A 23,732-nucleotide genomic window follows, 5' to 3' on the forward strand; every position below is an offset into this window, starting at 1 on the left:
CGCTGACCTTCGGGTGGTAAGGAGGGGAGTTTATTGTTTAATTCCATTTTTGCTTCCGTGCAAGTCGCTGTCAACACCCGTTTCCTACTGCCGGGCAACCACTTGGAAGGCATTGGCCGCTTCTCGTATGAGACGCTGCGGCACCTGGTGGCGCAGCATCCCGAGGTCACGTTTCACTTTCTGTTCGACCGGCCTTTTGATGTCCGCTACCTGTTTGGGCCTAATGTGGTGCCGCACGTGCTGTTTCCGCCGGCCCGGCATCCGTTGCTGTTCGTGGCGTGGTTTGAGGGAGCGGTGGCGCAGTGGCTGGCCCGGCGCCGGCCGGCGGCGTTCCTCAGCCTCGACGGCTTTACGACCCTCAACACCCGCGTGCCCCGGGTAACGGTCATTCACGACCTGGCCTTCGAGCATTATCCGCTCGATGTGGGGCTGCTGCAGCGCAAGTACTACCACTTTTTCTCGCCCCGCTTTGCGCGGGCCTCCGAGCAGCTGGTGGCCGTATCGGAAGCCACCAAGGCCGACATTGTGCAGACCTATGGCATCGCGCCGGCTAAAATCAGGGTAGCGTACAATGCGCCGGCCACCCAATTTCAGCCCCAGCCCGAGGCCGCCCAGCGCGAAACCCGGCGGCGGTTCAGCCACGGCCAGCCGTACTTTTTGTTTGTGGGGGCCTTGCAGCCGCGCAAAAACCTGGGCCATCTGCTGCAGGCCTTCGACATATTCAAGGAAAACGGTGGGTCCGGTGTAGCCCCCGCGCAGCTGCTCATTGTGGGCCGCAAGGCCTGGAAAGCCGGCCCCATTCTCGACGCCTACCAACGGATGCGCCACCAGACGTCGGTGCATTTCACCGGCCGCGTAGCCGACCCGGAATTGGCCAGCCTTTATGCGGCGGCCCTGGCCACGGTGTACGTGCCTTATTTCGAAGGTTTCGGCATCCCCATTGTCGAAGCGCAGGCCAGTGGCTGCCCGGTGCTCACGGCTGGCGTCAGCTCCATGCCGGAGGTGGCCGGCGAAGGCGGCGCCCTGGTGGTCGACCCGCACCAGGTGGAGGATATTGCCGGCGGCCTCACCCGCTTGTGGCAGGAGCCGGAGCTACGCCAGCAGCTCATCACCCAGGGGCACCAGAATCTGAGCCGCTTTTCGTGGGCCCGAAGCGCCGAAGTGCTGTGGGAAGCGGTTGACGCTGCGCTTAATGAAGAATGAATAATTAAGAATGAGGAATTAGCCCAAAGACCAATTCCTCATTCTTAATTATTCATTCCTCATTAAGCGAAGCGTTACTTTACTTTTGCCTTTCCTTATGGCCCGTTCGCATCCTTACAATTTTGCCCATGTGCTGCTGCCGCAGCTAGCGTGGCGCCGGCCGACATCGGTACGCCGCGAGCTGAGCGACCCTTACCTGGCGCGTGAGCTGCTGCATTATGTGTGGGACAAGGCCGCCGAAAACCTGGCCCCAGCCGAGAAAGTGGCGCCCAAGGGCCTGCGCCTGAGTTGGCACGAAGTAGCCGGCCGGGTCACGGCGCTGTTTCACCTGCCGCCGCCCCAGGCCACCATGGAGGCACATTATTCGGCCCTGGTATATGAGGAGGATGAGGACGCGGCCGAAACCGAAGCCGAAGAAAAGCGCCCCCGCTACTTCACCCTGGAAGCTACCCTGGGCCTGGCCGGCCCCGCCGGCACGCCCACCGAGGTGGGCGAATGGGCCGGCGAAGTGCACCGCCACCTGGGCCGCGGCCCGGCGGCCGGCCAGCCCAACACCCTCACGGCCTTCCTGGAAACATTGGCCACCGTGCTGGGCCCACTGCCGCCCGAAACGGAAGTGCCGTTTATGCGCGTGGTGCGCTCCTGATGCGCATGGCTTCCCGGCTCGAAGCGGCCTTGCTCACGCGCCCGCCCCGGCTGCTGCACGCCCTGCTGCCCGGCTGCGAATGGACCGGCCCCAGCGCCACGCCCGCCGGCGCCCCCGTGGTGTACCTGACGTTTGACGACGGCCCCATCCCCGACGAAACGCCCTGGGTGCTGGAGCAGCTGGCCGCCTTCCGGGCGCAGGCCACGTTTTTCTGCGTGGGCCAAAATCTGGAGCGCTACCCCGACATTGCCAGCGCGGCCCTGGCCGCCGGGCACCGGGTGGCCAACCACACCCATCATCACCGCAGCGCCTGGGCCACGCCCCGCGCCGGCTACCTGGCCGATGTGGCCCGCTGCCAGCAGGTATTGGCCGAAATTGGGCTGAATGCGAAGGGCGAATCGGGGCAGCCCCCCGTGGTTTCAGCTCCACTTTTCCGGCCGCCTTATGGCCGGCTGAGTTGGCCCTTGCTGCGGGCCCTGCGCCCGGAATATCGGGTGGTGATGTGGTCGGTGCTCACCCGCGACTACGACCCCGACCTGAGCCCAGAAAGCTGCCTGCGCTACACCCTGGCTGCTGTGCGGCCCGGCGATGTTCTCGTGTTTCACGACAGCCACAAGGCCAGTGCGCGGCTGCGCTTCGTGCTGCCGCGGGTGCTGGCGCACCTGGCCGAGCAGGGCTTTCAGTTTCTTACGCTGTGAGCGGCTTCTTGCTGAGCATTCTGCTGGTTTTTCTGGCGCTGTGGCTGCTGGGCATGGCTTACACGGCCTGGCGCTTTGCCACCCAGCGCGGGGCAGCGCCAGCCGGGCCGCTGCGGTCGCCGCTGCCCCGCGTGAGCGTGCTCGTTGCGGCGCGCGACGAAGAAGCGGCCTTGCCGCGCTGCCTGGCCAGTCTGCGGGCGCTGCACTACCCGCCCGAGCTGCTGGAAATTCTGGTAGGGGACGATGCCAGCACCGACCACACGGCCGCCGTGGCCGTGGCCGCCATGCAGGGCTTCGCCGGCCGGTTTCGGGTAATTACCATCTCCGATACGCTGGGCGCGGCCCGCGGCAAAGCCAACGTGCTGGCGCACTTGGCCCGCCACGCCACCACCGATTATTTCTTCATCACCGATGCCGATATCAGCGTGCCCCCGACGTGGATAGCGGCGCTGCTGGCGCACACGGCGCCGGGCGTGGGCACCGTCACGGGCATCACGGCCGTAAGTGGGCCGCGGCTGTTTCATCGGCTGCAGGGCCTCGACTGGCTGCTGTCGCTCAGCATGGTGCAGGTGGTCAGCGACATGGGGCGGCCCGTAACGGCCATGGGCAATAACATGCTGGTGACCCGCGCCGCCTACGAAGCCACGGGCGGCTACGAAGCGCTGCCTTTTTCCGTGACCGAAGATTTCGCCCTTTTCAAGGCCGTGCTGGCGCGAGGCTTCGGCTTCCGGCAAGTGTTCCACCCGGAAGTGCGGGCCGATTCGCTGCCCATTCCCACGTGGCCGGCCCTAATGAAGCAGCGCCGCCGCTGGCTGCGCGGCGTGGGGGCGCTGCCGCTGCGCCTGCGGCTGGAGCTGTTGTTTTTCAGTGGCTTCTGGCCGGCATTGGTGGCCGTGGCGGCGTTGGGCTGGCCGGCGTTGGCGCTTGGGGCGTGGGGCCTGAAAGTGCTGGTGCAGGGCACCTTGGCGCACTTCGCGCATCGCGGGGCGGGTGCGCGCTTGCCCTGGCAGCTGCTTCCGCTGTTTGAGTTCTATACATTGGCTCTAACCATCAGTCTTGTAGCATTCCGGGTATCGGGTGGCGCGGTGGTCTGGAAGGGGCGGCGCTACGAGTAGCTGGTGCAGCTAAAGCTCCCACTAAAGCAATTCACCCGGCTCAACCTGCTGTCATTGAGCAGTTGAGTCGGGCGAAAGACGAGGAGTAGTATTGAGCCTAGGGCTTGGCTTTTTCAACCACCACTAATTCAATATCTACCAGGTCGGTGGGCTGGTTGGGACGCATAACGGGCTTGGGGTTAATACCGATTTTGGCTTGGTCGAACTGCCCCTGTTGGGCTAGAATACGCTGCGTTTCGATAAGGTTGGCTCGGCTGAATGGCTCGCCGGAGCGCAGCGGAATCATTTTGAGCAGCGCCGCCGTCGGTGATTTGGTATTGCCAGTGACGGTGATGGTGCCTAAGTCGGCTTTCCGGCCTTCGTTTATGGTGAAGGCGAGGTCGGTAGTGCCATTGGGCTGGCGCGTGGCTTTGGGACTCACCGAGAAAAACAGGTAGCCGTGGTCCATGTAGCGGGAGGTAATGTCGCCGCCCCTGGTGCCGAAGCTCAGGCGCCGCGCTACTTCGAGCGAGTCGTAGGCGTCGCCGGGTTTCAGGCCCAGCGCCTGGTTCAGCTTGGCCGTGGATAAGTACGTGTTGCCCTGCCAGCTGATGCGGCCGATGGGCCGCGCCGAAGGCGATGAATAGAACGCATCAGCGGGCGAAGTGGCAACCGGGGCCGCAGCCTCTGGAGTGGGCGAGCCGGCGCAGGCCGTGGCTACCCAGGCAAAGGCGAATACGGGCAGTACCAGCAGAAAACGAAGCTTTTGCATGGGGCGGGAACTGGGCTGGGTCAGCATGTGGATGCGCAGAAAAAGTTGTTTGTTGGAGAAGGCGTGAACCAGGGCAAAGGGCAGCTGCTGGGAAGCTAGCTTTATCAGCAACTCGCCGTAGGGCGTGGGGTCGTACCCGGTAGGGCTGGGCTGCGTGCGCACCACGGCCTCGTCGGCCAGGTACTCGTGCACCGCCTTGAGCTGCCGGCCGAAGTAGGGCAGCAGGCCATTGAACCAGAAGACCACGCCCAGGGCCTCCACCACCAGCAGGTCCAGGGTATGTCGTTGCCGGACGTGCACCTGCTCGTGCAGCAGGAGCTGCTCGCGCTCGGTGTCGCTCAACCTGTCGTGCAGCGGCGAGAGAAACACGTGCCGGCCAAAGGAAAATGCCGGTAGGCTGGGCTCGGGCAGATGCACGATGGAGAAGCTGCCCAGGTTGGTTTGGGGGTTGCGCCGGGCCAGGTCGGTCAGGGCCCGCAGGTTGCGCACGGCGGCAATGAGCTTATAAAGCGCGCCCAGAGCGTAAATGGCCAGCAGGCTGAGCATCAGCACCTCCGCAATATCCAGTGAAGTGGCCGCGGGCGCCGAGGCGCTGGCGGCAACTGGGCTCATTTGCCAGCTCAACCGAAATGGCAACGGCTGCCCGGCCGGGACACTAGCGGATTGAGCTAAAAACCCGGCCAGTCCGGGAAACGCCAGGAAGGGGAGGAGCACGCTCGCGGCCAGGGCCCCGAGCAGGTAGGCCCGGTTCCAGGCGAAGTAGGTGAGCCGGGCCAGCAGCAGGCGGTAGGTGAGGGCAAATAACGCCAGGCAAAAGCTGGCCTCGGCCAGATACAGGAGGGTGCTAGTGAGCATCGCCGTCGGGTTTAGAGGGGTTTTCGGAATCGTGGAGCAGGTCGAGCAGCTGCTGCTTTTCGCGCTGGCTCAGGGTTTCTTCCACCATAAAGGAGACCAGGGCCGTGGGGGAGTTGTCGAAATATTGGGCTAACATGCGCTTGAGGCTGGCCGCCCGGTACTCCATTTTGCTGATGAGAGGGAAGTACTCGTAGGTCTTGCCGTAGGCTTTGAAGCCCACGTAGCCTTTGCGCTCCAGGATGCGCACCACAGACGAAATGGTGTTGTATGGCGGCTTAGGCTCGTCGGGCAGGTGCTCAATCACGTCCTTCACGAAAGCTTTCTTCAGCTTCCACAGCACCTGCATGATACGCTCCTCGGTCTTGGTTAAATCTTCCATGTTTCAAATGTATAACCTACGATTCAGTTTATAAACTTATTTATCAGTTTTAAAACGTAATAATAAGTTAAATGGCTAAATTGAGCTGGAAAAGAAGATAGTTGAGCTGAATTTGTTGTGGCCCCGCTGCGCCCCCGACCTTTGCCCCACTATGCACATCACCGATTCCCACGCCCACCTCTACTCCGAACAGTTTAAGCCCGACCGGCTCGACGCCTTGCGCCGCGCCCAGGAAGCCGGTGTGCGCACCATCGTGATGCCCAACGTGGACCACAGCAGCATCGACGCCATGATGGAGCTGGAGGCCCAGGCCCCCGAAACCTGTTTTGCCATGATGGGCCTGCACCCGTGCTCGGTCACGCGCAGCTTCGAGCAAGACCTATATGAGGTGGAGACCTGGCTGGGCCGCCGGCCGTTTGCCGCCGTGGGCGAGGCCGGCCTGGACCTGCACTGGGACAAAACCCTGCTCGCCGAGCAGCAGGAGGCGCTAAAAATTCAGCTGCAGCTAGCCAAACAGCACAACCTGCCCATCGTGCTGCACACCCGCGAAGCCTTTGCCGAAACCGCGGCCCTGGTAGAAGCGGCCCAGGATGGCACCTTGCGTGGCGTGTTTCACTGCTTTTCGGGTACGCCCGAGGAAGCCGAGCAGGCCATCAAGCTGGGCTTTATGCTGGGAATTGGAGGCGTGGCTACCTTCAAAAACGGCGGGGCCGACAAGGTACTGCCTGGCATCGACCTGAAGCATTTGCTGCTGGAAACTGACTGCCCGTACCTGGCGCCGGTGCCGCACCGGGGCAAGCGCAACGAGCCGGCCTATCTCCCGTTCGTGCTGCGCCGCGTGGCGGAACTGCTGGGCAAAGACGTGGAAGAAGTGGCCGAAGCCACCTCGCGCAATGCCGCGGCGCTATTCAACTTGTAGCCGCTGAGATATTATGAAGCTGTTATAGAGATTTTAGGTCATGCCGGCGGAACATCACCCCCGGCCCCACTCCAAAAGAGAGGGGTGCCTAATGCTAAGCAACAGAAAGCCCCAGCTCAGTATTGAGCCAGGGCTTTCTGTTTTTAGAAATAGAGCTAACTGGCGTTCGGCACCCCTCTCTTTTGGGGGGGGCCGGGGGTGAGGTTCCCCACGCGAGCGGCTTCACTCTGCTCTGCTTTACATAACAGCCGAAATCCTTGTCTCGAACTCCTAAACAGCTTCAATAAAAAAAGGGCGGATGGCTACCAAGCCATCCGCCCTTTTTTTATTGCCTGAGTTTATCAAGCTTTGGCGGTAACTGCTTTTTCCAAGTCGGTGAGCAGGGTTTCAATCTGGGCCGCGTAGCCATTGATTTGGTCGAGGCCGGTGCGCGATTCTTCGATGAGCCCGCGGGAATAGCGGGCGGCCAGGTCCCGGCCGGTGTGCAGCATTTGCTGCAGCACCCGCTCAATTTCGCGCACCTCGGGATAGGCCCCATACGTGGGCTTTACCGCGGTTTGCAGCCATTGGCCGAGGGGATTGTCGTGAATAGAAAACAGTTCCGGCTCCGCCGCACGTACCCCGTAGAGCACCGAGCGCAGCCGCGACTTAAACAAGACCTGCTTTACGCGGGCTTGTTGAAAGTCGAAAGAAGTAAGGGCCATTCGGGAAAGAGGTAAGCGAAAAATGCAGAAAAAGGAGGGGAGCTAGCGAAGCAGGCGGCTAGGCACTTACTGTGGGGTGGTGCCAGAGGCATTGCGCAGCTGGTCGAGGGCTTGGTGGGCCAGCACCAATTCGGTTACTTCAAAGGCAAATACCATGATGCCAGCCGGCTGGTCATTTTCGCGGAACTGCTGGTAGATGAAGTTGAAGTAGGAATCTTGGAGCTGCTTGCTGGCGTCGCGCTCCAACTGCAGCTTTAGCTCGTTGCCGTAGAACGTTTCGCCGGTTTGGTACACTTTATCCAGAATGCCGATGATGCCCTGGTCTTTGACTTCGGGCAGGATTTCGGCTACTGTGTGGCCCACCAGCTCCCGATGCGGGAAAATCTGCTGGTACACGGGGTTCACAAACTCAAACGTGTGCTCCGGCCCGCGCAGGATGCAAATCATGGCCGGCGCCTGCATAAACAGGTTGTGGAAGGTCTCGCGCTGGTTTTCGGCTTTCTGGTACAGCTCGTAGGCCTGCTCCGAGAGGGCGCTCTGCTGCTCGTTGGCTTCCAGGAGCTCCTGCACCATCTGGCGCTGCTCGTGGATGTCGATGGCCCCGCCCACCCACATGCTGATGGCGCCTTCGGCGTTGCGACGGGGGGTGGCCCGCACCAGTATCCAGCGGTATTCGCCGTCGTGGCGGCGCAGGCGGTATTCTACCTGGTAGGGGTTGCCGCTTTCCACGGCCTCTTTCCAGGCGTTGAGCACCCGGTCGCGGTCTTCGGGGTGGAGGCTGGTGCTCCACTGCCCGCCCACTTCCTGGTCCATGGTGCGGCCGGTGAAGGCCAGCCAGCGGGGGTTGAAGTAGTCGCGGTTGCCATCGGGCTGCGCCGTCCAGATGGACACGGGCAGGCTTTCGAGCACGAACCGGGTGCGTTCGTGGGCGTCGGCCAGCGCTTGCTGGGCCTTGCTGGCTTCCTGCGCCGCGCGGTACTGCTCGGTTACGTTTTGAGTGCGCTGCAGGATGTACTGCAGCTGGCCCTGCTCGTCGAGCAGGGGGTAGTGGGTGGCCTGCCAATACATTTCTTCGAGCCCCCCGCCCTGCTCGGCGGGCCGGGCCAGGTCGTAGCGGATTACCGGCATGGCGTGGGGCTCCAGGTACTGGCGCACGTGCTCCTGCGACTGCGCAATGATGTCGCCCTGGTTCTGGTCGACGGCCGGGTAGGCCTCAAACATCGACCGCCCCACCGCTTCCTCGCGCGATTTCATCGAAACGGCCACGTGGCTGTCGGTATTGTCCAGGATGGTTGCATCCGGGGTCATTAGCAGAAAGCTGTCTGGCAACGAGCGGAATAAACGCTGGTAATCAATGGGAGAATCGGGAGCAGTCATAGTTAGGGGTAGCCGCCAGGGGACAAGTTTGCGCCTTCAGAATGTGGACCGGATGAATGGCCCGGAAAAACTCGACGGTAAAGGTACTTTGGCGGGGATGAATTGAAAGGCAAACGGGCGGCCCAGATAGTGGCAGCAGAACCACAGGCGGCACTTTTTGGCCAAAAAGCCAGCGGATTTGAAAAAGGCTCATCCCACGGGGCCGCGTTTCATCCGGGCCATTCGCCGGTTCGGCAACACAAAGTTGAGCCCGGGTGGGGCCAGCGGGCACCTTTGGCTCAATCCTTTCCCGCTGCCTCGTGAAAACCCTGCTACTCCCGCTGCTCCTGCTGCTGAGCGCCTCCAGTGTTGCCTCGGCCCAAACGGCGCCCGCTTTCCAGCCACTCAGCCACTCGGCTACGCTCATCTCCGGTACGGTGCGCGACCACGCCGGCCAGCCCCTGCCCGGCGTGAACGTGTTCCTGAAAACCACCTTCGACGGTGCCAGTACCGACTCGTTGGGCCGGTTTCGGTTCAGCACCGACCAGGCCGCCGGCGGGCTGCCGCTCGTGGTGAGCTACGTGGGCTACGAGCCGCTGGAGCTGCCTCTGACGCTGGGCCAGGGCGCCATTTTCTTGCCCAATATCCGCCTGAAAGCCAACCGGGCCCAGCTCGGCGACGTGGTGGTGACGGCCGGGGCCTTCGAAGCCAGCGACGACAAATGCTCGGCCACCCTCAAGCCGCTCGACATCGTGACCACGGCCGGGGCCCTGGGCGACATTGCCGGCGCGCTGAACGCCCTGCCCGGCACCACGCGGGTGGGGGAGGAAGGCAAGCTGTTTGTGCGCGGCGGGGCGGCTTCGGAAACCAAAACCTACCTCGACGGCCTGCCCGTGCAAACGCCCTACGGCAGCGCGGTGCCCAACGTGGCCGCGCGGGGGCGGTTTTGGCCGTTTCTGTTCAAAGGCACGGTGTTTAGCACGGGCGGCTATTCGGCCGAGTTTGGGCAGGCGCTGTCGGCGGTGGTGGCGCTGAACTCGACGGACCTCGCGCCGGAAACCCAGACCGGTATTTCACTGATGTCGGTGGGCGGCAGCCTGTCGCGCACCCAGCGCTGGGACCGCACCTCGGTGGCCGTTTCGGCTGATTACAGCAACCTCGCGCCTTATTTCAACCTCGTGCCCCAGCGCTTTGGCTGGGACAAGGCACCGCAGGGCCGGGGCGGCTCCCTCAAGCTAGCCCACCGCACTGGGCAGGCCGGCATGCTCAAGCTCTACGGCACCTTCAGTCAGCAGCGCCTGGCCCTGCGCCAGCCCGATGCCCGCCCCGAATTTGCCGCCGCGGGCCATCCCATTGCCCTGGCCAACGACAACGCCTACCTCAACGCTACCTACCGCACCCCGCTGGTGCGCGGCTGGAGCCTGAACACCGGCCTGGCCCTGACCCGCGACGACAACACCGTGCGCCCCGACGCCCAAACCGTGCTCGAGCTCGACCAGTCGGCCGTGGCTCGCGTGGTGCTCACCAACGACTCGGCCAGCACGTGGTTTAACCTGAAAATGGGCGCCGAAGCCTACGCCCAGCGCTACCGCCAGCAGTACCAGGCCACGGCCGAGGGCCCCACCCAGACACTGGGCGTAGACGAGCAGCGCGGCGCCGGCTTGGTGGAATGTGAGCTGGTGCTGACCAACAAGCTCGCCGGCCGGGCCGGCCTCCGCACCGAATACTCGGCGCTGCTGGGCCGCTGGAACGCCGCGCCTCGCCTGGGCCTGGCCTACAAAACCGGCGAAAACAGCCAGATATCGGCCGCCTGGGGCTGGTTTTACCAAAGCCCGACCACGGACCTGCTCCGCATCAGCAGCCAGCTCAAGTTTGAGCGCGCCGAGCACCTGCTGCTCATCTACCAGCGCATGGTGAAGGAGCGGACGCTGCGGGCCGAAGTCTACCAGAAAAACTATACCCAGCTTACCACCTTCGATGGTGCCCGGAGCTTTAACCCCGGCACCTACCAAAACGCCGGCGGGGGCTACGCCCGGGGCCTCGACGTGCTGTGGCGCGACCGCACCACGTTCAAGAAAGTGGACTACTGGGTGAGCTACGGGCTGCTGGACACCCGCCGCCAGTTCCGGGCCGACCCGGTGATGGCCGTGCCCACCTTCGCCGCCCGGCACAACCTGAGCGTGGTGGGCAAGTACTGGGTGCAGAAGCTCCACACGCAGGTGGGCTTCACGTACGGCTACGGCAGCGGCCGCCGCTACCACAACCCCAACCTGCCCGGCTACAACCAAAGCACCCTGCCCGCCTACCAGGACCTGAGCCTGAACGTGAGCTACCTCACCAACTGGTTTGGGCAGTTCACCATCGTCTACCTGTCGGCTTCCAATGTGCTGGGCCGCAACAACGTGTACGGCTACAGCTACACCGGTACTGCCGATGCCAACGGCCAGTTCCGCAGCGTGGCCGTGACGCCGGGCGCGCCCCGCATGCTGTTCGTGGGCGTGTTCATCTCCATCAACAAAAACAAGAAAGTGGACTTGAACGAGCGGCCCGATTGATTCCTGCAGCAATACAGAAAAGCCACTCTGCGCAAGTTGAGTGGCTCTTTTGCTTGGGCTCCTCACTGCTCGCTCTTTCGGAGTTGCACTCATAGGCTACTTACTGCCGAACCGGTAGCGCAGGCCCAGCGCGTTGGTATGGGTAAGGAAGGAGTTGGTGAGATAATAGCCCGGCGCTACCGCGCGGTTGATGGTGAAGTCGTAGTTAAGCTCGAAGCGCGGCGTGATGCGGTAGTGTGCGCCCATTCCCAGCGTTAGGAGGAGTGTGTTTTGGGAGTACTGGTAGCCGTAGGGCGACGCCACAAAACTGCTCTGGACGCTGTCGGAGCGGGTACCGCGGCTGCTGGATGCCCGGTGCTCCAGGGTGAGGCCGCCCAACGCGTCGAACTGCAGGCGGTGGGCCGGATTGCGCGTGAGCGTGTAGCGGGCCAAGACCGACAGCGAGGCATTGCGCCCGGTGTACCGGCCCGACATTTCGGAGTACCTCAGGACCGGGCTGCCGGAAGCATAATCATAAAAGTAGCCCGAGTTGGAGTAGCTATGGGACATGCCACTGTAGGCGAGGCCCACCTGCACCGCCAGCCGCGGGCGCCACTGGTAGCCCACCGTAAGCTGCACCGGCACCTGCACGCCGCCGCCGAGGAACCCTCGATTGCCCAGATGCTGGTAGTAGCTGCTGTAGGCGCCCAGCCCCACATAGAAGCGGGGCGCGGGGGCCGGGTCGGTAGTTTGGGCGAGGCTGAGAAGGGGAGTGCTGAGCAGCAAGCCGCCAAGGGCCGCGAGTCGGGGTAAAAGCATGGATAGGATGGGGAAAGTGATATGGATTGCCGGTATGAGGCTGCTGGCGGGCCAAACGTTGCATGGCGCGCTTGGCCGGTGGCAATGTTTTCGGGGGAAGGTCATCTCCTAGTCCCGTCGCTTCATCGGCTTAAACCGACGCTTCGGCAACAGGGATTTTCAGCCGGCCCGGCCCGCTGCCACCTTTGAATCATCAACCCCCGCCAGGGATTTCACCTCATCACATTCAGCTCAATTCCATGAAAACCACCCTCCTCACCCTCGCCCTCGCTGCCGCCTCATTTGCGGCCGTGGCTCAATCGCAGCCCGCGGCTGGCGCTCCCGGCGCCATCGCAGCCCAAGCCCCGGCCGATGCCTACACCGCCATGATGGCCGCCACCATTGCCGAGCTGGATGCGGCACCCGCGGCCGCCCTGCCCGCTACCATTGCCAAGCTGGAGCGGGCCGCCAGCGCCAAGCCCGCCGACTGGCTGCCCCGCTACTACCAGGCCCGCGGCTACGTCAAAATGAGCTTCGCCGCCAAGGATGGGGAACAGAAGGAAAAATTCCTGGACCAAGCCCAAACCGCCCTCGACCAGGCCCAGAAGCTGCCCGGCGCCGACAAGGCCGAGCTTCTCGTGCTGCAGGCCTACCTCTACCAGGGCCGCATCCAGGTTTCGCCGATGACGCGCGGGCCCGTCTTCACGGGCCGCGTGCACGAGGCGCTGGAACAAGCCCTTGGCCTCAGCCCCAATAACCCGCGGGCGCTGCTGGTGCTAGGCAACGACTTCTATTTCCGGCCCAAGATGTTCGGTGGCGGAGCCGACGCCGCGCGCCCTTACTACGAAAAGGCCCGCCAAAGCTTCGCCACCTTCAAGCCCGCCACCGTGCTCAGCCCAAATTGGGGCGAGAAGACCGTGACAGCTACCCTGCAGCAAATGGCCACCGAAGCAGCTGGCAGCACTACTGCTACTAAATAATCAGGGTTGTTCAAGCCTAACGCGAAGCCAAGAGAACGTCATGCCGAGCGCAGCCGAGGTATCTCGCGTGGGATAGTAATCCAATCGTCTGTCAATAAGCGGCTGTCATGCTGACGAAGGAAGCATCTTATCGCCGCTGGACGACTCGTTCGAACGTGATAAGATACTTCCTTCGTCAGCATGACAGCCGGCGCGGTAGACATGCCGTAGCCCCACTCGACACGAACGGCTCAAGCACAATCCCTAAACGTCTTCAATTCCAGCTCAACGAAGCTTTTCGTTTACTTTGATGGAACATTGCCCGCCTTTGCCCATGGCCCAGCCCAATTCTTCTTCCCTGTTTACCGGTGGCTACCTGCCCATTTCGGGTTCGTGGGTGAGCAAGTGGAAGGCGCTGCGGATACTGTTGCTCATCTCGGCGGTGCTCACGGTGTTGCTCAACCCCGGGTCGCTCACCAGTGCCAAAGCCCTGGCCATCACCTTCGCCATCACCTTCGCTTACAGCGGGGGGCTGTGGTTTGTGAACGGCTACGCGGTGGATTGGCTCAACAGCCGCGTTTCCTGGGCCGAGCGGCCCCTGCGCCGGCTGCTGCTCACGTTGGCCACGGCGGTGGGCGGGTCGGTGGCGGTGATTGTGCTCATTCAGGCCGCCTTCCTCACGCTGATGGGCGACTCGCTGGCGCTGCTCTGGAGCCCGCGCATGTACGGGCAGGTGCTGGTGCCGCTGGCCGTTACCATCATCATTTCCCTGTTTAACCACAGCCGCTCATTCTTCATGAGCTGGCGGGCGGCGGCCGTGCGCGCCGAGCGGCTGGAAAAGGAAACCGCCATTGCCCGGCTCGACTCCCTGCGCCGGCAAGTGGACCCGCATTTTCTATTCAACTCCCTGAACGCGCTGACTTCTTTGGTAGAAGAAAACGACCCCGCCCGGGCCGTACGCTTCATCCGCCAGCTCTCGCAGGTGTACCGCTACGTGCTCGACAGCGAAAGCCAGGAGCTGGTGCCGTTGGCCGAGGAAGTGCGCTTCGCCGAAAGCTACCTGTACCTGCAGAAAACCCGTCTTGGCGATGCCCTGGCCGTGGAAATGGACCTGCCACCCGCCGCCGTGGCCCCGTTCTTCGTGCCGCCGCTGGCCCTGCAATTGTTGCTCGAAAACGTCATCAAGCACAACACCGCTTTCCAGGCCGACCCGCTGCGCGTGCGCGTGACCCTGGATGCCGCTGCCCACACCCTCACCGTGCGCAACATGCGGCGCCCCCGCCGCCTTGCGCCCGAGGAAAAGTCCGGCCTGGGCCTGAAAAACCTGGCCGCTCGCTACAGCTTCCTCAGCAGCAAGCCGCTGGTGGTGAGCGAGGAGGCCGGGGAATTTGTCGTGACACTGCCACTGCTCGTCATTTAACATTTATCATTTAACAGTTATCATTTATCCTTCGTCAATCGCATGTCTTGAGTCGCAATTTTCGCTGATGTTTCCCTGCAACTGACCAAATGGGCTTGCCCAAGTCGGTCGACTGTTAAATGATAAATGTTAATTGTTAAATGAAACTGACTGCCCTCATCGTTGAAGACGAACCCCTGGCTGCCCGCCGCCTCGCCGACATGCTGGCCCGCCAGCCCGAACCGGTGCAGGTGCTCGGCACGGCCGAATCGGTAGCCCAGGCCGTGGCCATGCTCGAAAGCCCGCAGCCCGCGCCTGATGTGCTGTTTCTGGACATTCACCTGGCCGATGGCCTCAGCTTTGAGCTGTTTGAGCGCACGCCGGTGCGCTGCCCCGTCATCTTCACCACAGCCTACGACCAGTATGCGCTGCAGGCCTTCAAGGTGAACAGCGTGGACTACCTGCTCAAGCCCATCGACGAGGAGGAGCTGAGCGCGGCCCTGCGCAAGCTGCGCGCCCTGCACAGTGCGGCACGCGCCGCGCCGGCCCCTGCCTTCGACCCCGCGCTGCTGGGGCAGCTCCTGCAGCAGATGCAGCAAACCCTGCCGGGTACGACCACACCAGGCGCGGCTTACAAAACACAGTTTGTGGTGCGGGTAGGCGAGCACCTGAAAGTGGTGCCCCTCGACCAGATTGCCTATTTCTTCAGCCTTGAAAAAGCCACCTTTCTGCAAACCACCGAAGGCCGCAAGTACGTGGTGGACTACACCATGGACCAGCTCGAAAACCTGCTGGACCCGCGCCGCTTCTTCCGCCTGAATCGGGCCTATTTAGCCCAACAAACCGCCATTCAGGACATCATTCACTATACCAATTCGCGCCTGCAAACCGTGCTCAAGCCCCTCGCGCCCGATACCCAGGTGCTGGTGAGCCGTGAGAAGGTGAACGTGTTCAAGAGCTGGCTGGACCGCTAAAGGCCGCTTCCGCCCGATTATTATCCTTCGAGCCATGCTTTCACGGCGCTGGCTTTTTCGCGGCTCACCAGCACGTCTTCGCTGGCGGCGGGGTGCAGCTCCACCAGCAGCTTGCCGTTGAAGTGCGGGTGCAGGCGGCGCACCGCCGGTAGTTGGGCTATGATTTGGCGGTTGAGCCGGAAAAATTGGGCTGGGTTGAGCAGGCTTTCCAATTGCTCGAGCGTGTAGTCGAGCACGAAGCGGCGGCCGTCCGCAGCCACCAGGGTGGTGGTCTCGTGGCGGCTGCTGAACCAGGCAATGTCAGCCACTGGCAGAGGCAGCAGCTGTTCTCCCTGCCGCACCAGAAACCTGCTTTTATAGGGCCGTGGCAACGCATCGAGCAACCGCTCGATGCTTAATGAAGAATGAGGAATGGGGAATGAAGAATGGGGCGAGGTAGCCTGTTCGGCCTGCGAAAACCTTTCGCCGGATGATTTTTCATTCCTCATTCTTAATTCCTCATTAAGCGCAGCGTCTCGCAGCGCGTTCCGCTTGGCCAGGGCGGCTTGCAGCTCGGCCAGCTTCACTGGTTTCAGCAGGTACGCAATGCTATTGGCCTGGAAAGCGCGGATGGCGTAGGCGTCGAACGCCGTGGTGAAAATGACCGGGCTGGGCACCACGGCCTGCTCCCAGATCTCCAGGCTGAGGCCGTCGGCGAGCTGGATGTCGCTTAGGATGAGGTCGGGGGCGGGGTGGGCGGCCAGCCAGGCGAGGGCGCCGCTCACGGTATCGAGCACAGATACCACTTGCGCCTCGGGCGCGGCCTGGGTTAGCAGGCGCTGGAGGCGCTCGGCGGCGGGGTACTCGTCTTCGAGGAGCAGGATGGTCATGGCGGGATTAGAGCAGCGGCAATTTCACCACGAACGTGCCTTCCTGCTGCTCAATTTCCACGCGGTGCGCGGCGTTGAGCAGCTGGTAGCGCTGCTGCACATTAGCCAGCCCCGTGCCGGTGCCGGGCGCCAGGCCAGCCGAGCGGAGCCGCAGGGTGTTTTCTACGAAGACGAATTCGGGCGCCCCGTCGGGGGTGGCCGTCAGGCGCAGGTGCAGCGGGTGCTCGCGCGAGGCCACGTTGTGCTTCAGCGCGTTTTCTACCAGAAGCTGCACGCTGAGCGGGGCCACACGGCGGGCCAGGGCAGCCGGCGGTAGGCAGATTTCCACCACCAGGTTGTCGCGAAATCGGGCTTTGTGCAGCGCCAGATAGGTTTCGACAAAGGCGATTTCGTCGGCCAGCGGCACGGTGGGCTGGCCCTGGGCCAGCAGCGCGTAGCGGTACATATCGGCCAGCTGCTCCACAAATTGCTGGGCGGGCGCATTGCCGGGCTCGATGAGGGCCGACAAGGTATTGAGGTTGTTGAACAGGAAGTGCGGGTCGAGCTGGCTTTGCAGGGCGTCGAGCTGGGCCTGCGTGCTGGCGCGGGCCAGCTGGTCGGCGCGCAGCAGGTTGGCCTTCCACTGCTCGAAGAAATACCGGCTTTCGTACACGGTATTCACAATGAGCGTCGGTAGCAGGTTGAACCCGATGGCCCCGAGCAGAGAGGGCGCGCTGAATGGAAAGTAGGAGGGCAGTAAAAAGTGCAGCGGTACCTGCAAAACCACCGTGGCCGCGGCCGTAAACAGCCCCGACAGCACCACCAGCGCCCACAGCCGCTGGGCCGTTTGGCTCACGTGGGGCAGCCGGTGCAGCAGCCACGCCCACAGCGCGCGGTTGCCGAGCCAGAGCGCCGCGGTGAAATACAGCGAGATGGCCCAATTGATGAAAAAATCGGCGGGCGAGGCCAGCAGGCGATGCAGCGGCGTCACCAGCAAGACAATCAAAATGCTCAGGGCGGGAATGCCGATGAGCCGGAAACGGCGGTCTTTCATGGGGTGGCCCTCGTCAGGTAGCGGCTAGGCGGCCACCATGGGCGCCGCGCGCCGCTACCTGCGCCGATAAGTATACAGCATAAATCCCATTGCCACCGCCGAGCCCAGCACAGACGGCAGAAACTGGCTGTAGGGCTTGTAGGCGCCCAGCACCGTGCCCGTGAAGGCCGAGAGCAGCGCCGAATAAGTACTCATCATCTTCCAGATGTGCTCGTAGAGCCAGGCCCCGCGCCGCCAGCGGCTCAGCCACCCAAACCGGCTCAGGTCGTAGACCGTCATGGCCAGCAGCGTGCCGAGGGTGCTGTACATCACCACCGGCGACCATACCAGCGCAATGCGCGGCAGCAGCACCAGAAACGCCCCGGCCCCCAGCAGAAAAACTGCCGAAAAGACCCCGTCGCTCAGGGTGGGGCCGGTGGCGTGGGTGCGCAGCACCCGGTAGCCGGAGTAGGCCTGGTACACACTCAGCATCACGATGACGGTGAGAAAGGGCCGGAAGTTGAACACCGCCAGCCCCAGCACCGCCGTCACGAGCACCACCGTCGCCAGGCCCAGAAACCAGCGCCCCGTTCGCAAGTGGGCCGGTCCGCCCTTGGCCGTGAGCATGGGCGCCAGCCCCACCAGCAGCGCCAGCGTCCCAAACGCGATGTGAACCAGGATATTGAGCTGATGAAGCGTGGCCATAATGAAAGAGTGCAGAAACAAGGTAGAGAGAATGGACGTGGCCCGAGGAGCGTGGTGCGGCGTTAGAGGGGCAGCAGCGGGCGGCCCGCCAGGGCCAGCGCAAACAGCCCGGCCACGCCCCCGGCGTAGAGCGCCGCACCTACCCAGGTGAGCAGCACCGCCCGGCCCGGCACCCAGCGGCTGAGCGCCCAGCCCAACAGCGGCACCACTTGCAGCGCGTGCATGCCCAGAAAATGGGCGGCGCGGAGGTCGCCGGCCCGCGTGCTCCAGCCCAGGCCGGGCAGGCCGGGGCCGCCGTCGGGGGCGCCCACGGTGTGCTGGTTGAAGTGAATCATGACCCCGCCGATGAGGCTGCCGACCACAAACAGGAGCAGGCCCAAACGGATGCCCCATACCGTGCCGGCCGCCCCCCGCGGCCGGTGCCGCCACACCAGCCACAGCGCCCAAAACGTCATGAGGGTGTTGACCATGATAAACCAGCCCATCAGCCCAAACAGCACGCCGCTCAGGGCCGAGCCGGTATTGAAATGCGACGTGGTGCCGCGGGCTGCCTGCCCCCAGATAACGGCCTGCTCTACCAGCATGCTCACGGCCACCCCCAGGCTGAGGCGGCGCACGCTGCGCTGGGCATGCTTGGGCAGCTGGGCCAGCAGCCAGCCCAGCGTCCATGCATAGGCCAGGATGGACAAGGAAAACTTCAGCGGCTTCATCCACACAGGCAGGCCCGTGACCACGCGGGCATCGAAGGGCAGCAGCGCCAGCGCCAGCACGGCCAGGGCTAGGTTCAGGGCGCCGGTCCAGAACAGGGCCGGGTTGGCCTGCCGCAGCTGGGCCACGAAGTGAGGCGCGGCCCCCGAGTGGCGGGTAGCAGCCAGGGGGAGGGAGATGCCGGTCATGTCGTCGGGCTGCGAGGCAGCGGTTAAGATTTAATAATCAGCGGTTCGCCTGCTCTTGGGCTGCCACTGGCGCTGGGCGGGCCACGTTGGGCAAAAACAGCCGCCTGACGCCGCAGTACAGCCCAAAGCCCAGCGGCCCGAGCATGAAGGTGGCCAGCAGGCACGGCACCAGGGCCCAGTGCGGCACGCCGCGCAGCTGCGCATCGCGGGTTTCCCAGGCGCCCACCCACATATCGAAGCACAGGTAGTGCACCCAGCCGGCCAGCAGCGCCCACGGCTCCCGAAACAGCGCCGCCACCTGGGCCAACGACCCAAACCCCGCCCCCGGCGCGGGGTGCGCGAGCATCTGGTAGCCAATGAGCACGGTATAAACCGCCGCCAGCAGCAGGGGCAGGGCCCCGCGCAGCACCACGGCGCGGGTGCCCCGCCAGCGCGGGGCCAGCACCAGCAGGGCCCAGCCCAGCATGGCTAGTAGGTTGGCTGCCTGGAATAAGGAGTCGGGAGAGAGCATGGCCAAAACTACCGAAGTCGCCCCGCCGTTGCTAGCCCAAGCGGGGTGAAGCCGCGCAAAGCGCCGGTTAAGCCGCGGATAGCGGGGGTGAAGTGCGGCCCCGGCCCGCCCATATCCGGCTTGGATGGGGCTTCCCTTTGTACTAGACGCTGGCCGTACTCACAACCTTCGGCTCATTGGCCGTGTTTGGCCTGTGCTATGCTGCTTCCCTTGCGCTTCGTCACGTTGCTCTGGCTGGCGGCCCTGGTGCCCGCCGGCAGTTGGGCCCAGGCCCCTTCCCCCGATTCGGCGGTGGGCCGACGGGTGGTGCCGCGCATTCCGCACCGCCGGGTGGTGGTGCAGTATGACTCGCGCTACTCCATTCTCAACCACCATTTCACGACCATCAACGGCCTGAAGCTGGGCGTGGAGTTCAAAAACCGCTTCCGCGCCGGCACGGCCATCTACTTTCTTAGCACGGGTGTGACCACTCGCCAGGCCCGCCCCGAAAACGCCGCGGCCGATGCCCAGGCCGACCTGCGGTTCCGCTACCTGGCCGGGTACGGCGAGTACGTGCTGCTGGAAACGCCCCGCTGGGAGCTGAGCAGCAACCTCCAACTCGGCCTGGGCTCGGCCTACGTGCGCTACAACACCCCGGATGGCCGTTCTCACGTAACCCCAAAGCAGTTCATGGGCGTGGTGGAGCCTTCCGTATCGGCGCACCTGCGGGTGTTTCAGTGGGCGGGGCTGGGCGCCGGGGTGGGCTGGCGGCAGCCGGTGCTGGTGTCCGGGGCCATTCAGCGGGAGCTCAACGGCCCCGTTTTTTACTTGCGGGGCAAGCTTTTCCTCGGCGATTTGCTGAAGGTGGTGAAAAACAAGACGCCGCTTTTCACCCAGGAAGGCCTGCGGAAAGGCTAACGCGCACATGGCCTCAGTGCCCGGCCAGGTGCAGGCTGCGGAGCGTGGCGGGTCGGTCGAGCTTGCCGGTGGCCGTGGTCTGGAATTCGGGCACATAGCGGAGCTGCTTGGGCTGCTCGTAGCGGCCCAGGCGCTCGGCCAGCAGGCCTTGCAGCTGCTTTTCCAGCGCAGGAGCCAGGGCTGCGCCTTCAATGAAAGCCGTGACGGCCTGGCCCAGTCGCGCATCGGGCTGGCCGGCCACAAAGCAGCGGCGCGACTCCCCAATTTCGGCCAGGGCCACGTCCAGCACCAGCTCCACTTTCTCGGCCGGCACCTTCACGCCGCCGGAGTTTATCACAAAATCGGCCCGGCCCAGCCACTCGAAGGTGTGGGCGTCGAGTAGGTTCACCTGGTCGTTGGTCACGATGAGCTGGTCGTCGGTCACGTCGCCGCGCAGGGTCAGGCAGCCGCGCTCGTCCTGCCCAGTTGCAATGCCCGTGAACACCCGGTAGGTTGAGCTGGCCTCGGGCCCGTTGAGGCGGCGCAGGGCCACGTGCGAGCAGGTTTCGGTCATGCCGTAGGTTAGGTACACCGGTACCCGGAGGGGCTGCAGCTCGGTTTGCAAGGTCGTATCGGCCGGGGCGCCGCCCAGCAAGATGGCCTTCATCTGGTTTAGGCGAGGGGCGAGGCCGGCGGCCAGCACCGCCTTGAGCTGTAGCGGCACAAAGGCCGCAAAGTCAAACTCGGCATCGGGCGCCACCAGCTCAAACGGGTTGGCGTGCGGGTCCACGATGGTCAGGTGCATGTTGCGTTCCAGGCCGCGCACCAGCATCATCAGGCCCCCGATGTACTCGCAGTTGAGGCACACCAGGGCCCGGTCGCCGGGCCCCAGGTCGAAGAAGTCGCCCGTGCGTTGGGCCGAGGCCTCCAGCTGCCGGCGCCGCAGCGCAATGGGCTGCGGCGTGCCCGTGGAGCCGGAAGTGGTGAGCTGAAATTCCTGTACGCCATTGAGCCACTGCCTTATAAAGTCCAGCGCCTTGGCTTCGTAGCCGTTCACCGGGGCCTCAAGCTGGGCCGGGTACTGTTGGATGGCGGCGTAGCTGAACTCGCGGCCGTTGAGCAGGAGGGAAGTGGGCAGGGCAGTGGTCATGGGGCAAAACTAGCGCTGCACGGCTGGGCAATGCCGTTGCACCGCGCCGTGCCCGCCCGCGCCGGAAACCGGGAGTAGCTCAGGCTTTCTTCTTTTTCGCTTTTTCCTGCTGCTCTTTGATAAACCGGTCCGTCATCTTTTCCAGGATAGTTAGGGTTACTGTGCCGTTGGAAAGCACCATGTCGTGAAAGGCGCGGACGTCGAAATCGGCTTGCAAGGCGGCCTCTGCTTTGCCACGCATCTCCTTGATTTTTAATTCGCCCATTTTGTAAGCCAGGGCTTGTCCGGGCCACAAAATATACCGGTTGACTTCGGTATTAACTTCAAGAAGGGAAAGGGCGGTATTGTCGGCCAAGTAGGTCACGGCCTGGTCCCGGGTCCAGCCTTTGGTATGAATGCCCACGTCAATTACCAGGCGGCAGGCGCGCCACATTTCATACGTCAAGCGGCCGAACAGGCTGTAGGGGTCCTTGTACATGCCCATTTCGTGGCCCAGGTATTCGCTGTACAAGCCCCAGCCTTCGCCGAAGGCGTTGATGTATAACGTTCTGCGAAACTCCGGCACGTTGGGTAATTCCTGGGTTAGGGACTTTTGCAAATGATGGCCGGGCACGGCTTCGTGCAGCGTGAGTGATTCCAGCGTGTAAAGGGTTCTGTTCGGCAGGTTAGAGGTATTTACCCAGTATTCTCCCGCTTGTTTGCTGCTGATAGGTGCCCCCGAATACCGGCCCGACGTGTAATTGGGCGCCAGATATTCGGGCACGGCCACCACGGTAAAGGGCTGCCGGGGCAGCTTGCCAAACAGCGCGGGCAATTTGCCCTCAATTGTTTTGGCGATAAAGGCAGCGTCTTTCAGTAATTCATCGCCCGTTTTGGGATGAAATTGCGGGTCGGTGCGTAAAAAAGAGACGAATGCTTTAAAATCACCTTTGAATTTGACGTCGCGGATAACTTTATCCATTTCCGCTCTGATTCGACTTACCTCTTGCAAGCCAATTTGGTACACCTCCTCGGAGCTTAGCTTGGTGGTGGTGAAATGCTGCACCCGCTCCTCGTAATAGGCCTTGCCATTGGGGAAACCCGTGGCGCCAAGCGTGGCCCGGGCTTTGGGCAAGTACTCCTGGTCGAAAAACACCTTGAGCTTTTGGTAGCTGCTGATTACGTCTTTGCTAATGACGGTTTTGGCGGTGTTTTGCAGGGCCAGCCACTCGGCTTCGGGGATGGCGGCGGGCTTGGTAGCGAAAGGCTTCCAGAACACGGACTGCTCGGGCGCCTCCACAATGTGCTGGGTGTAGCTCGTTTCGTACCCGTTGAGCACTTCCCGGGGCTGGGTGATGCCGAGCGAAATGCCTTTGCGCATCAGCTGAATGTTCTCACGCATGAAGCGCGGAATATCTTGGAGCAGAATAAGATATTGCTCGGCATCCTTTTTAGTGCGGAGCGTTGCGCTTCCCTCATCAGCCAGGGCGGCGTGAAACCCCGTGTCGGTATATAGCGGATTTAAATAGGCCTGGTACTCGTACTCAGCCAGTTCTTCCTGAATCCGATAATCCAATAATTCCAGGTTAACCTCGTCCTCGAAGGACATGGTTTTTTTATTGATTGCGCGCAGATTGGTGGCTACTTTTTTATAAAAGGTATAGCGCGCCTGAAAGGTGCTTTCGGTTTGGGAGCGCAGCGGGTGGTGGAGGCTACTGTCGCGCTGCAATTCCGTTTTCTCAAACCCTTTGATGGCGTTCACGGCCACGGCAATATCCGGGTGCATGCGCTGCTGCGCCTGAACGCGGAAGGTGAACAGCACCAGAAATGCGAACGCAAGCACAGAAAATTTCATAACAGACCCCATATGAATACCAAAACGTGGCGTGAATATAGGCGCTACGTTAGCAGCCAGCGTTGGTAGGTTTTAGCCGAGGGCGTCGTGCGCCAGCTCAATGCTAGCAGCATGGCCCCGCACGCCACCAGGTCGAATACGGCGTGGGTGAAGACGTAGGAAGCCAGCATGGGCAGGCCCACCAGGCTCAGCAGGCTGTCGCGCAAGAACATTCGGCCCTGGTATACCCGCAGGTTCAGCTCGGCGGGCCGGCGCAAATTGGGCTGCATGCGCCGGTAAAGCACGTACAGCAGCACTCCTACCGCCGGCACCAGGGCCCCGAGCAGCAGCAAGGCCGGCCACGTGGCCAGCCGCGGCTCCAGCGTGGGCCCCACGGCGGCGTGCCGGCCAGCCACCAGCACCACCACCCCCATAAACAGGCCTTGCACCGGGTAATGCAGCCAGTGCAGCCAGCGGATACGCCGGATGGCTTTGTGAAAATCAGCGTCCGTCATATCAGCAGTACAGGGCTCGGCCTTCAACAAAAATAGCGCGCCATGGGCAGCTCCGGCAATTGAAATTGCGCTTTATTACGCTCCGGTTTTGTTAA

23 protein-coding genes are annotated in these 23,732 nt (G+C 63.0%); 10 read left to right on the plus strand and 13 right to left on the minus strand.

The genetic code is table 11. The features are described from left to right. The first annotated feature begins 57 nt into the window (after window positions 1-57). The 4 genes from AUC43_RS11765 to AUC43_RS11780 all read left to right on the plus strand — a co-directional run bounded on the left by AUC43_RS11765 (window position 58) and on the right by AUC43_RS11780 (window position 3,662). Window positions 58-1,203 carry a glycosyltransferase family 4 protein gene (locus AUC43_RS11765; protein ID WP_071886085.1) on the plus strand — a complete coding sequence of 382 codons (1,146 nt, stop codon included), beginning with the start codon at window positions 58-60 and terminating at the stop codon, window positions 1,201-1,203. Between the two features lie 97 nt (window positions 1,204-1,300). Beyond that, the gene (locus AUC43_RS11770; protein ID WP_068193545.1) at window positions 1,301-1,849 is read left to right on the plus strand and encodes a hypothetical protein; all 549 of its coding nucleotides are present in this window, start codon (window positions 1,301-1,303) and stop codon (window positions 1,847-1,849) included. A gap of 5 nt (window positions 1,850-1,854) precedes the next feature. After that, the gene (locus AUC43_RS11775; RefSeq protein WP_068198546.1) at window positions 1,855-2,547 is read left to right on the plus strand and encodes a polysaccharide deacetylase family protein; all 693 of its coding nucleotides are present in this window, start codon (window positions 1,855-1,857) and stop codon (window positions 2,545-2,547) included. Next, entirely contained in the window at window positions 2,544-3,662 is a 1,119-nt protein-coding gene (locus AUC43_RS11780) for a glycosyltransferase (RefSeq protein ID WP_068193554.1), read from the plus strand. The genes AUC43_RS11775 and AUC43_RS11780 overlap by 4 nt, the downstream gene beginning before the upstream one ends. Window positions 3,663-3,759: 97 nt before the next feature. Here the strand turns inward: AUC43_RS11780 and AUC43_RS11785 are convergent, their stop codons facing one another. Together AUC43_RS11785 and AUC43_RS11790 are read right to left on the minus strand one after the other, a co-directional pair. Continuing rightward, window positions 3,760-5,268 (minus strand): M56 family metallopeptidase, encoded by a 1,509-nt coding sequence (locus tag AUC43_RS11785; RefSeq protein ID WP_068193559.1) that lies wholly within the window; start codon window positions 5,266-5,268, stop codon window positions 3,760-3,762. Beyond that, on the minus strand, window positions 5,258-5,647 hold the full coding sequence (locus AUC43_RS11790; RefSeq protein WP_068193562.1) for a BlaI/MecI/CopY family transcriptional regulator: 390 nt from the start codon (window positions 5,645-5,647) through the stop codon (window positions 5,258-5,260). The genes AUC43_RS11785 and AUC43_RS11790 overlap by 11 nt, the downstream gene beginning before the upstream one ends. Window positions 5,648-5,798: 151 nt before the next feature. Here AUC43_RS11790 and AUC43_RS11795 point away from each other — a divergent pair, with 151 nt between their 5' ends. Next, the gene (locus tag AUC43_RS11795) at window positions 5,799-6,566 is read left to right on the plus strand and encodes a TatD family hydrolase (protein WP_068193565.1); all 768 of its coding nucleotides are present in this window, start codon (window positions 5,799-5,801) and stop codon (window positions 6,564-6,566) included. 341 nt (window positions 6,567-6,907) lie between these two features. Here AUC43_RS11795 and AUC43_RS11800 read toward each other — a convergent pair whose 3' ends face one another. Both AUC43_RS11800 and AUC43_RS11805 read right to left on the minus strand, forming a co-directional pair. Further along, window positions 6,908-7,270, minus strand: a complete 363-nt coding sequence (locus AUC43_RS11800; protein WP_068193570.1) for a CZB domain-containing protein — start codon at window positions 7,268-7,270, stop codon at window positions 6,908-6,910. Between the two features lie 66 nt (window positions 7,271-7,336). After that, window positions 7,337-8,647: a PAS domain-containing protein gene (locus tag AUC43_RS11805; protein WP_082685057.1), complete on the minus strand. Its 1,311-nt coding sequence runs from the start codon at window positions 8,645-8,647 to the stop codon at window positions 7,337-7,339. Window positions 8,648-8,946: 299 nt separating this feature from the next. Here AUC43_RS11805 and AUC43_RS11810 point away from each other — a divergent pair, with 299 nt between their 5' ends. Beyond that, complete coding sequence (locus tag AUC43_RS11810) at window positions 8,947-11,181, plus strand: TonB-dependent receptor (protein ID WP_068193577.1); 2,235 nt, start codon at window positions 8,947-8,949, stop codon at window positions 11,179-11,181. A 96-nt stretch (window positions 11,182-11,277) separates the two neighbouring features. Here the strand turns inward: AUC43_RS11810 and AUC43_RS11815 are convergent, their stop codons facing one another. Next, window positions 11,278-11,979, minus strand: coding sequence for an outer membrane beta-barrel protein (locus tag AUC43_RS11815; protein ID WP_157781052.1), 702 nt, complete (start codon window positions 11,977-11,979; stop codon window positions 11,278-11,280). Between the two features lie 239 nt (window positions 11,980-12,218). Here AUC43_RS11815 and AUC43_RS11820 point away from each other — a divergent pair, with 239 nt between their 5' ends. From AUC43_RS11820 to AUC43_RS11830, 3 genes are all read left to right on the plus strand, one after another. Continuing rightward, window positions 12,219-12,938: a hypothetical protein gene (locus tag AUC43_RS11820; RefSeq protein WP_068193581.1), complete on the plus strand. Its 720-nt coding sequence runs from the start codon at window positions 12,219-12,221 to the stop codon at window positions 12,936-12,938. A 313-nt stretch (window positions 12,939-13,251) separates the two neighbouring features. Further along, complete coding sequence (locus tag AUC43_RS11825) at window positions 13,252-14,337, plus strand: sensor histidine kinase (protein WP_068193584.1); 1,086 nt, start codon at window positions 13,252-13,254, stop codon at window positions 14,335-14,337. Window positions 14,338-14,477: 140 nt separating this feature from the next. Further along, on the plus strand, window positions 14,478-15,290 hold the full coding sequence (locus AUC43_RS11830) for a LytR/AlgR family response regulator transcription factor (RefSeq protein WP_068193587.1): 813 nt from the start codon (window positions 14,478-14,480) through the stop codon (window positions 15,288-15,290). Window positions 15,291-15,310: 20 nt separating this feature from the next. Here AUC43_RS11830 and AUC43_RS11835 read toward each other — a convergent pair whose 3' ends face one another. The 5 genes from AUC43_RS11835 to AUC43_RS11855 form a co-directional block, all read right to left on the minus strand. Further along, complete coding sequence (locus tag AUC43_RS11835) at window positions 15,311-16,159, minus strand: LytR/AlgR family response regulator transcription factor (protein WP_068193591.1); 849 nt, start codon at window positions 16,157-16,159, stop codon at window positions 15,311-15,313. 7 nt (window positions 16,160-16,166) lie between these two features. Continuing rightward, window positions 16,167-17,192, minus strand: coding sequence for a sensor histidine kinase (locus tag AUC43_RS11840; protein WP_068193594.1), 1,026 nt, complete (start codon window positions 17,190-17,192; stop codon window positions 16,167-16,169). A gap of 54 nt (window positions 17,193-17,246) precedes the next feature. After that, the gene (locus tag AUC43_RS11845; protein WP_068193597.1) at window positions 17,247-17,876 is read right to left on the minus strand and encodes a hypothetical protein; all 630 of its coding nucleotides are present in this window, start codon (window positions 17,874-17,876) and stop codon (window positions 17,247-17,249) included. Between the two features lie 62 nt (window positions 17,877-17,938). Continuing rightward, window positions 17,939-18,772, minus strand: a complete 834-nt coding sequence (locus AUC43_RS11850; protein WP_068193600.1) for a hypothetical protein — start codon at window positions 18,770-18,772, stop codon at window positions 17,939-17,941. Window positions 18,773-18,809: 37 nt separating this feature from the next. Then, a complete protein-coding gene (locus AUC43_RS11855) occupies window positions 18,810-19,283 on the minus strand; it encodes an ABA4-like family protein (protein WP_071886090.1) in 474 nt (157 codons plus the stop codon). Window positions 19,284-19,481: 198 nt separating this feature from the next. On the opposite strand from AUC43_RS11855, the gene AUC43_RS11860 reads away from it, so the two are divergent. Beyond that, on the plus strand, window positions 19,482-20,180 hold the full coding sequence (locus AUC43_RS11860) for a hypothetical protein (RefSeq protein WP_068193606.1): 699 nt from the start codon (window positions 19,482-19,484) through the stop codon (window positions 20,178-20,180). Between the two features lie 13 nt (window positions 20,181-20,193). On the opposite strand, the gene AUC43_RS11865 is transcribed toward AUC43_RS11860, so the two are convergent. From AUC43_RS11865 to AUC43_RS11875, 3 genes are all read right to left on the minus strand, one after another. Further along, the gene (locus tag AUC43_RS11865) at window positions 20,194-21,309 is read right to left on the minus strand and encodes an AMP-binding protein (RefSeq protein ID WP_068193609.1); all 1,116 of its coding nucleotides are present in this window, start codon (window positions 21,307-21,309) and stop codon (window positions 20,194-20,196) included. A 79-nt stretch (window positions 21,310-21,388) separates the two neighbouring features. Beyond that, complete coding sequence (locus AUC43_RS11870) at window positions 21,389-23,143, minus strand: DUF885 domain-containing protein (protein ID WP_068193613.1); 1,755 nt, start codon at window positions 23,141-23,143, stop codon at window positions 21,389-21,391. A gap of 44 nt (window positions 23,144-23,187) precedes the next feature. Next, on the minus strand, window positions 23,188-23,637 hold the full coding sequence (locus AUC43_RS11875) for a hypothetical protein (RefSeq protein ID WP_068193616.1): 450 nt from the start codon (window positions 23,635-23,637) through the stop codon (window positions 23,188-23,190). Window positions 23,638-23,732: the final 95 nt, after the last annotated feature.

Source organism: Hymenobacter sedentarius (assembly GCF_001507645.1).
Classification (GTDB): Bacteria; Bacteroidota; Bacteroidia; order Cytophagales; family Hymenobacteraceae; genus Hymenobacter; species Hymenobacter sedentarius.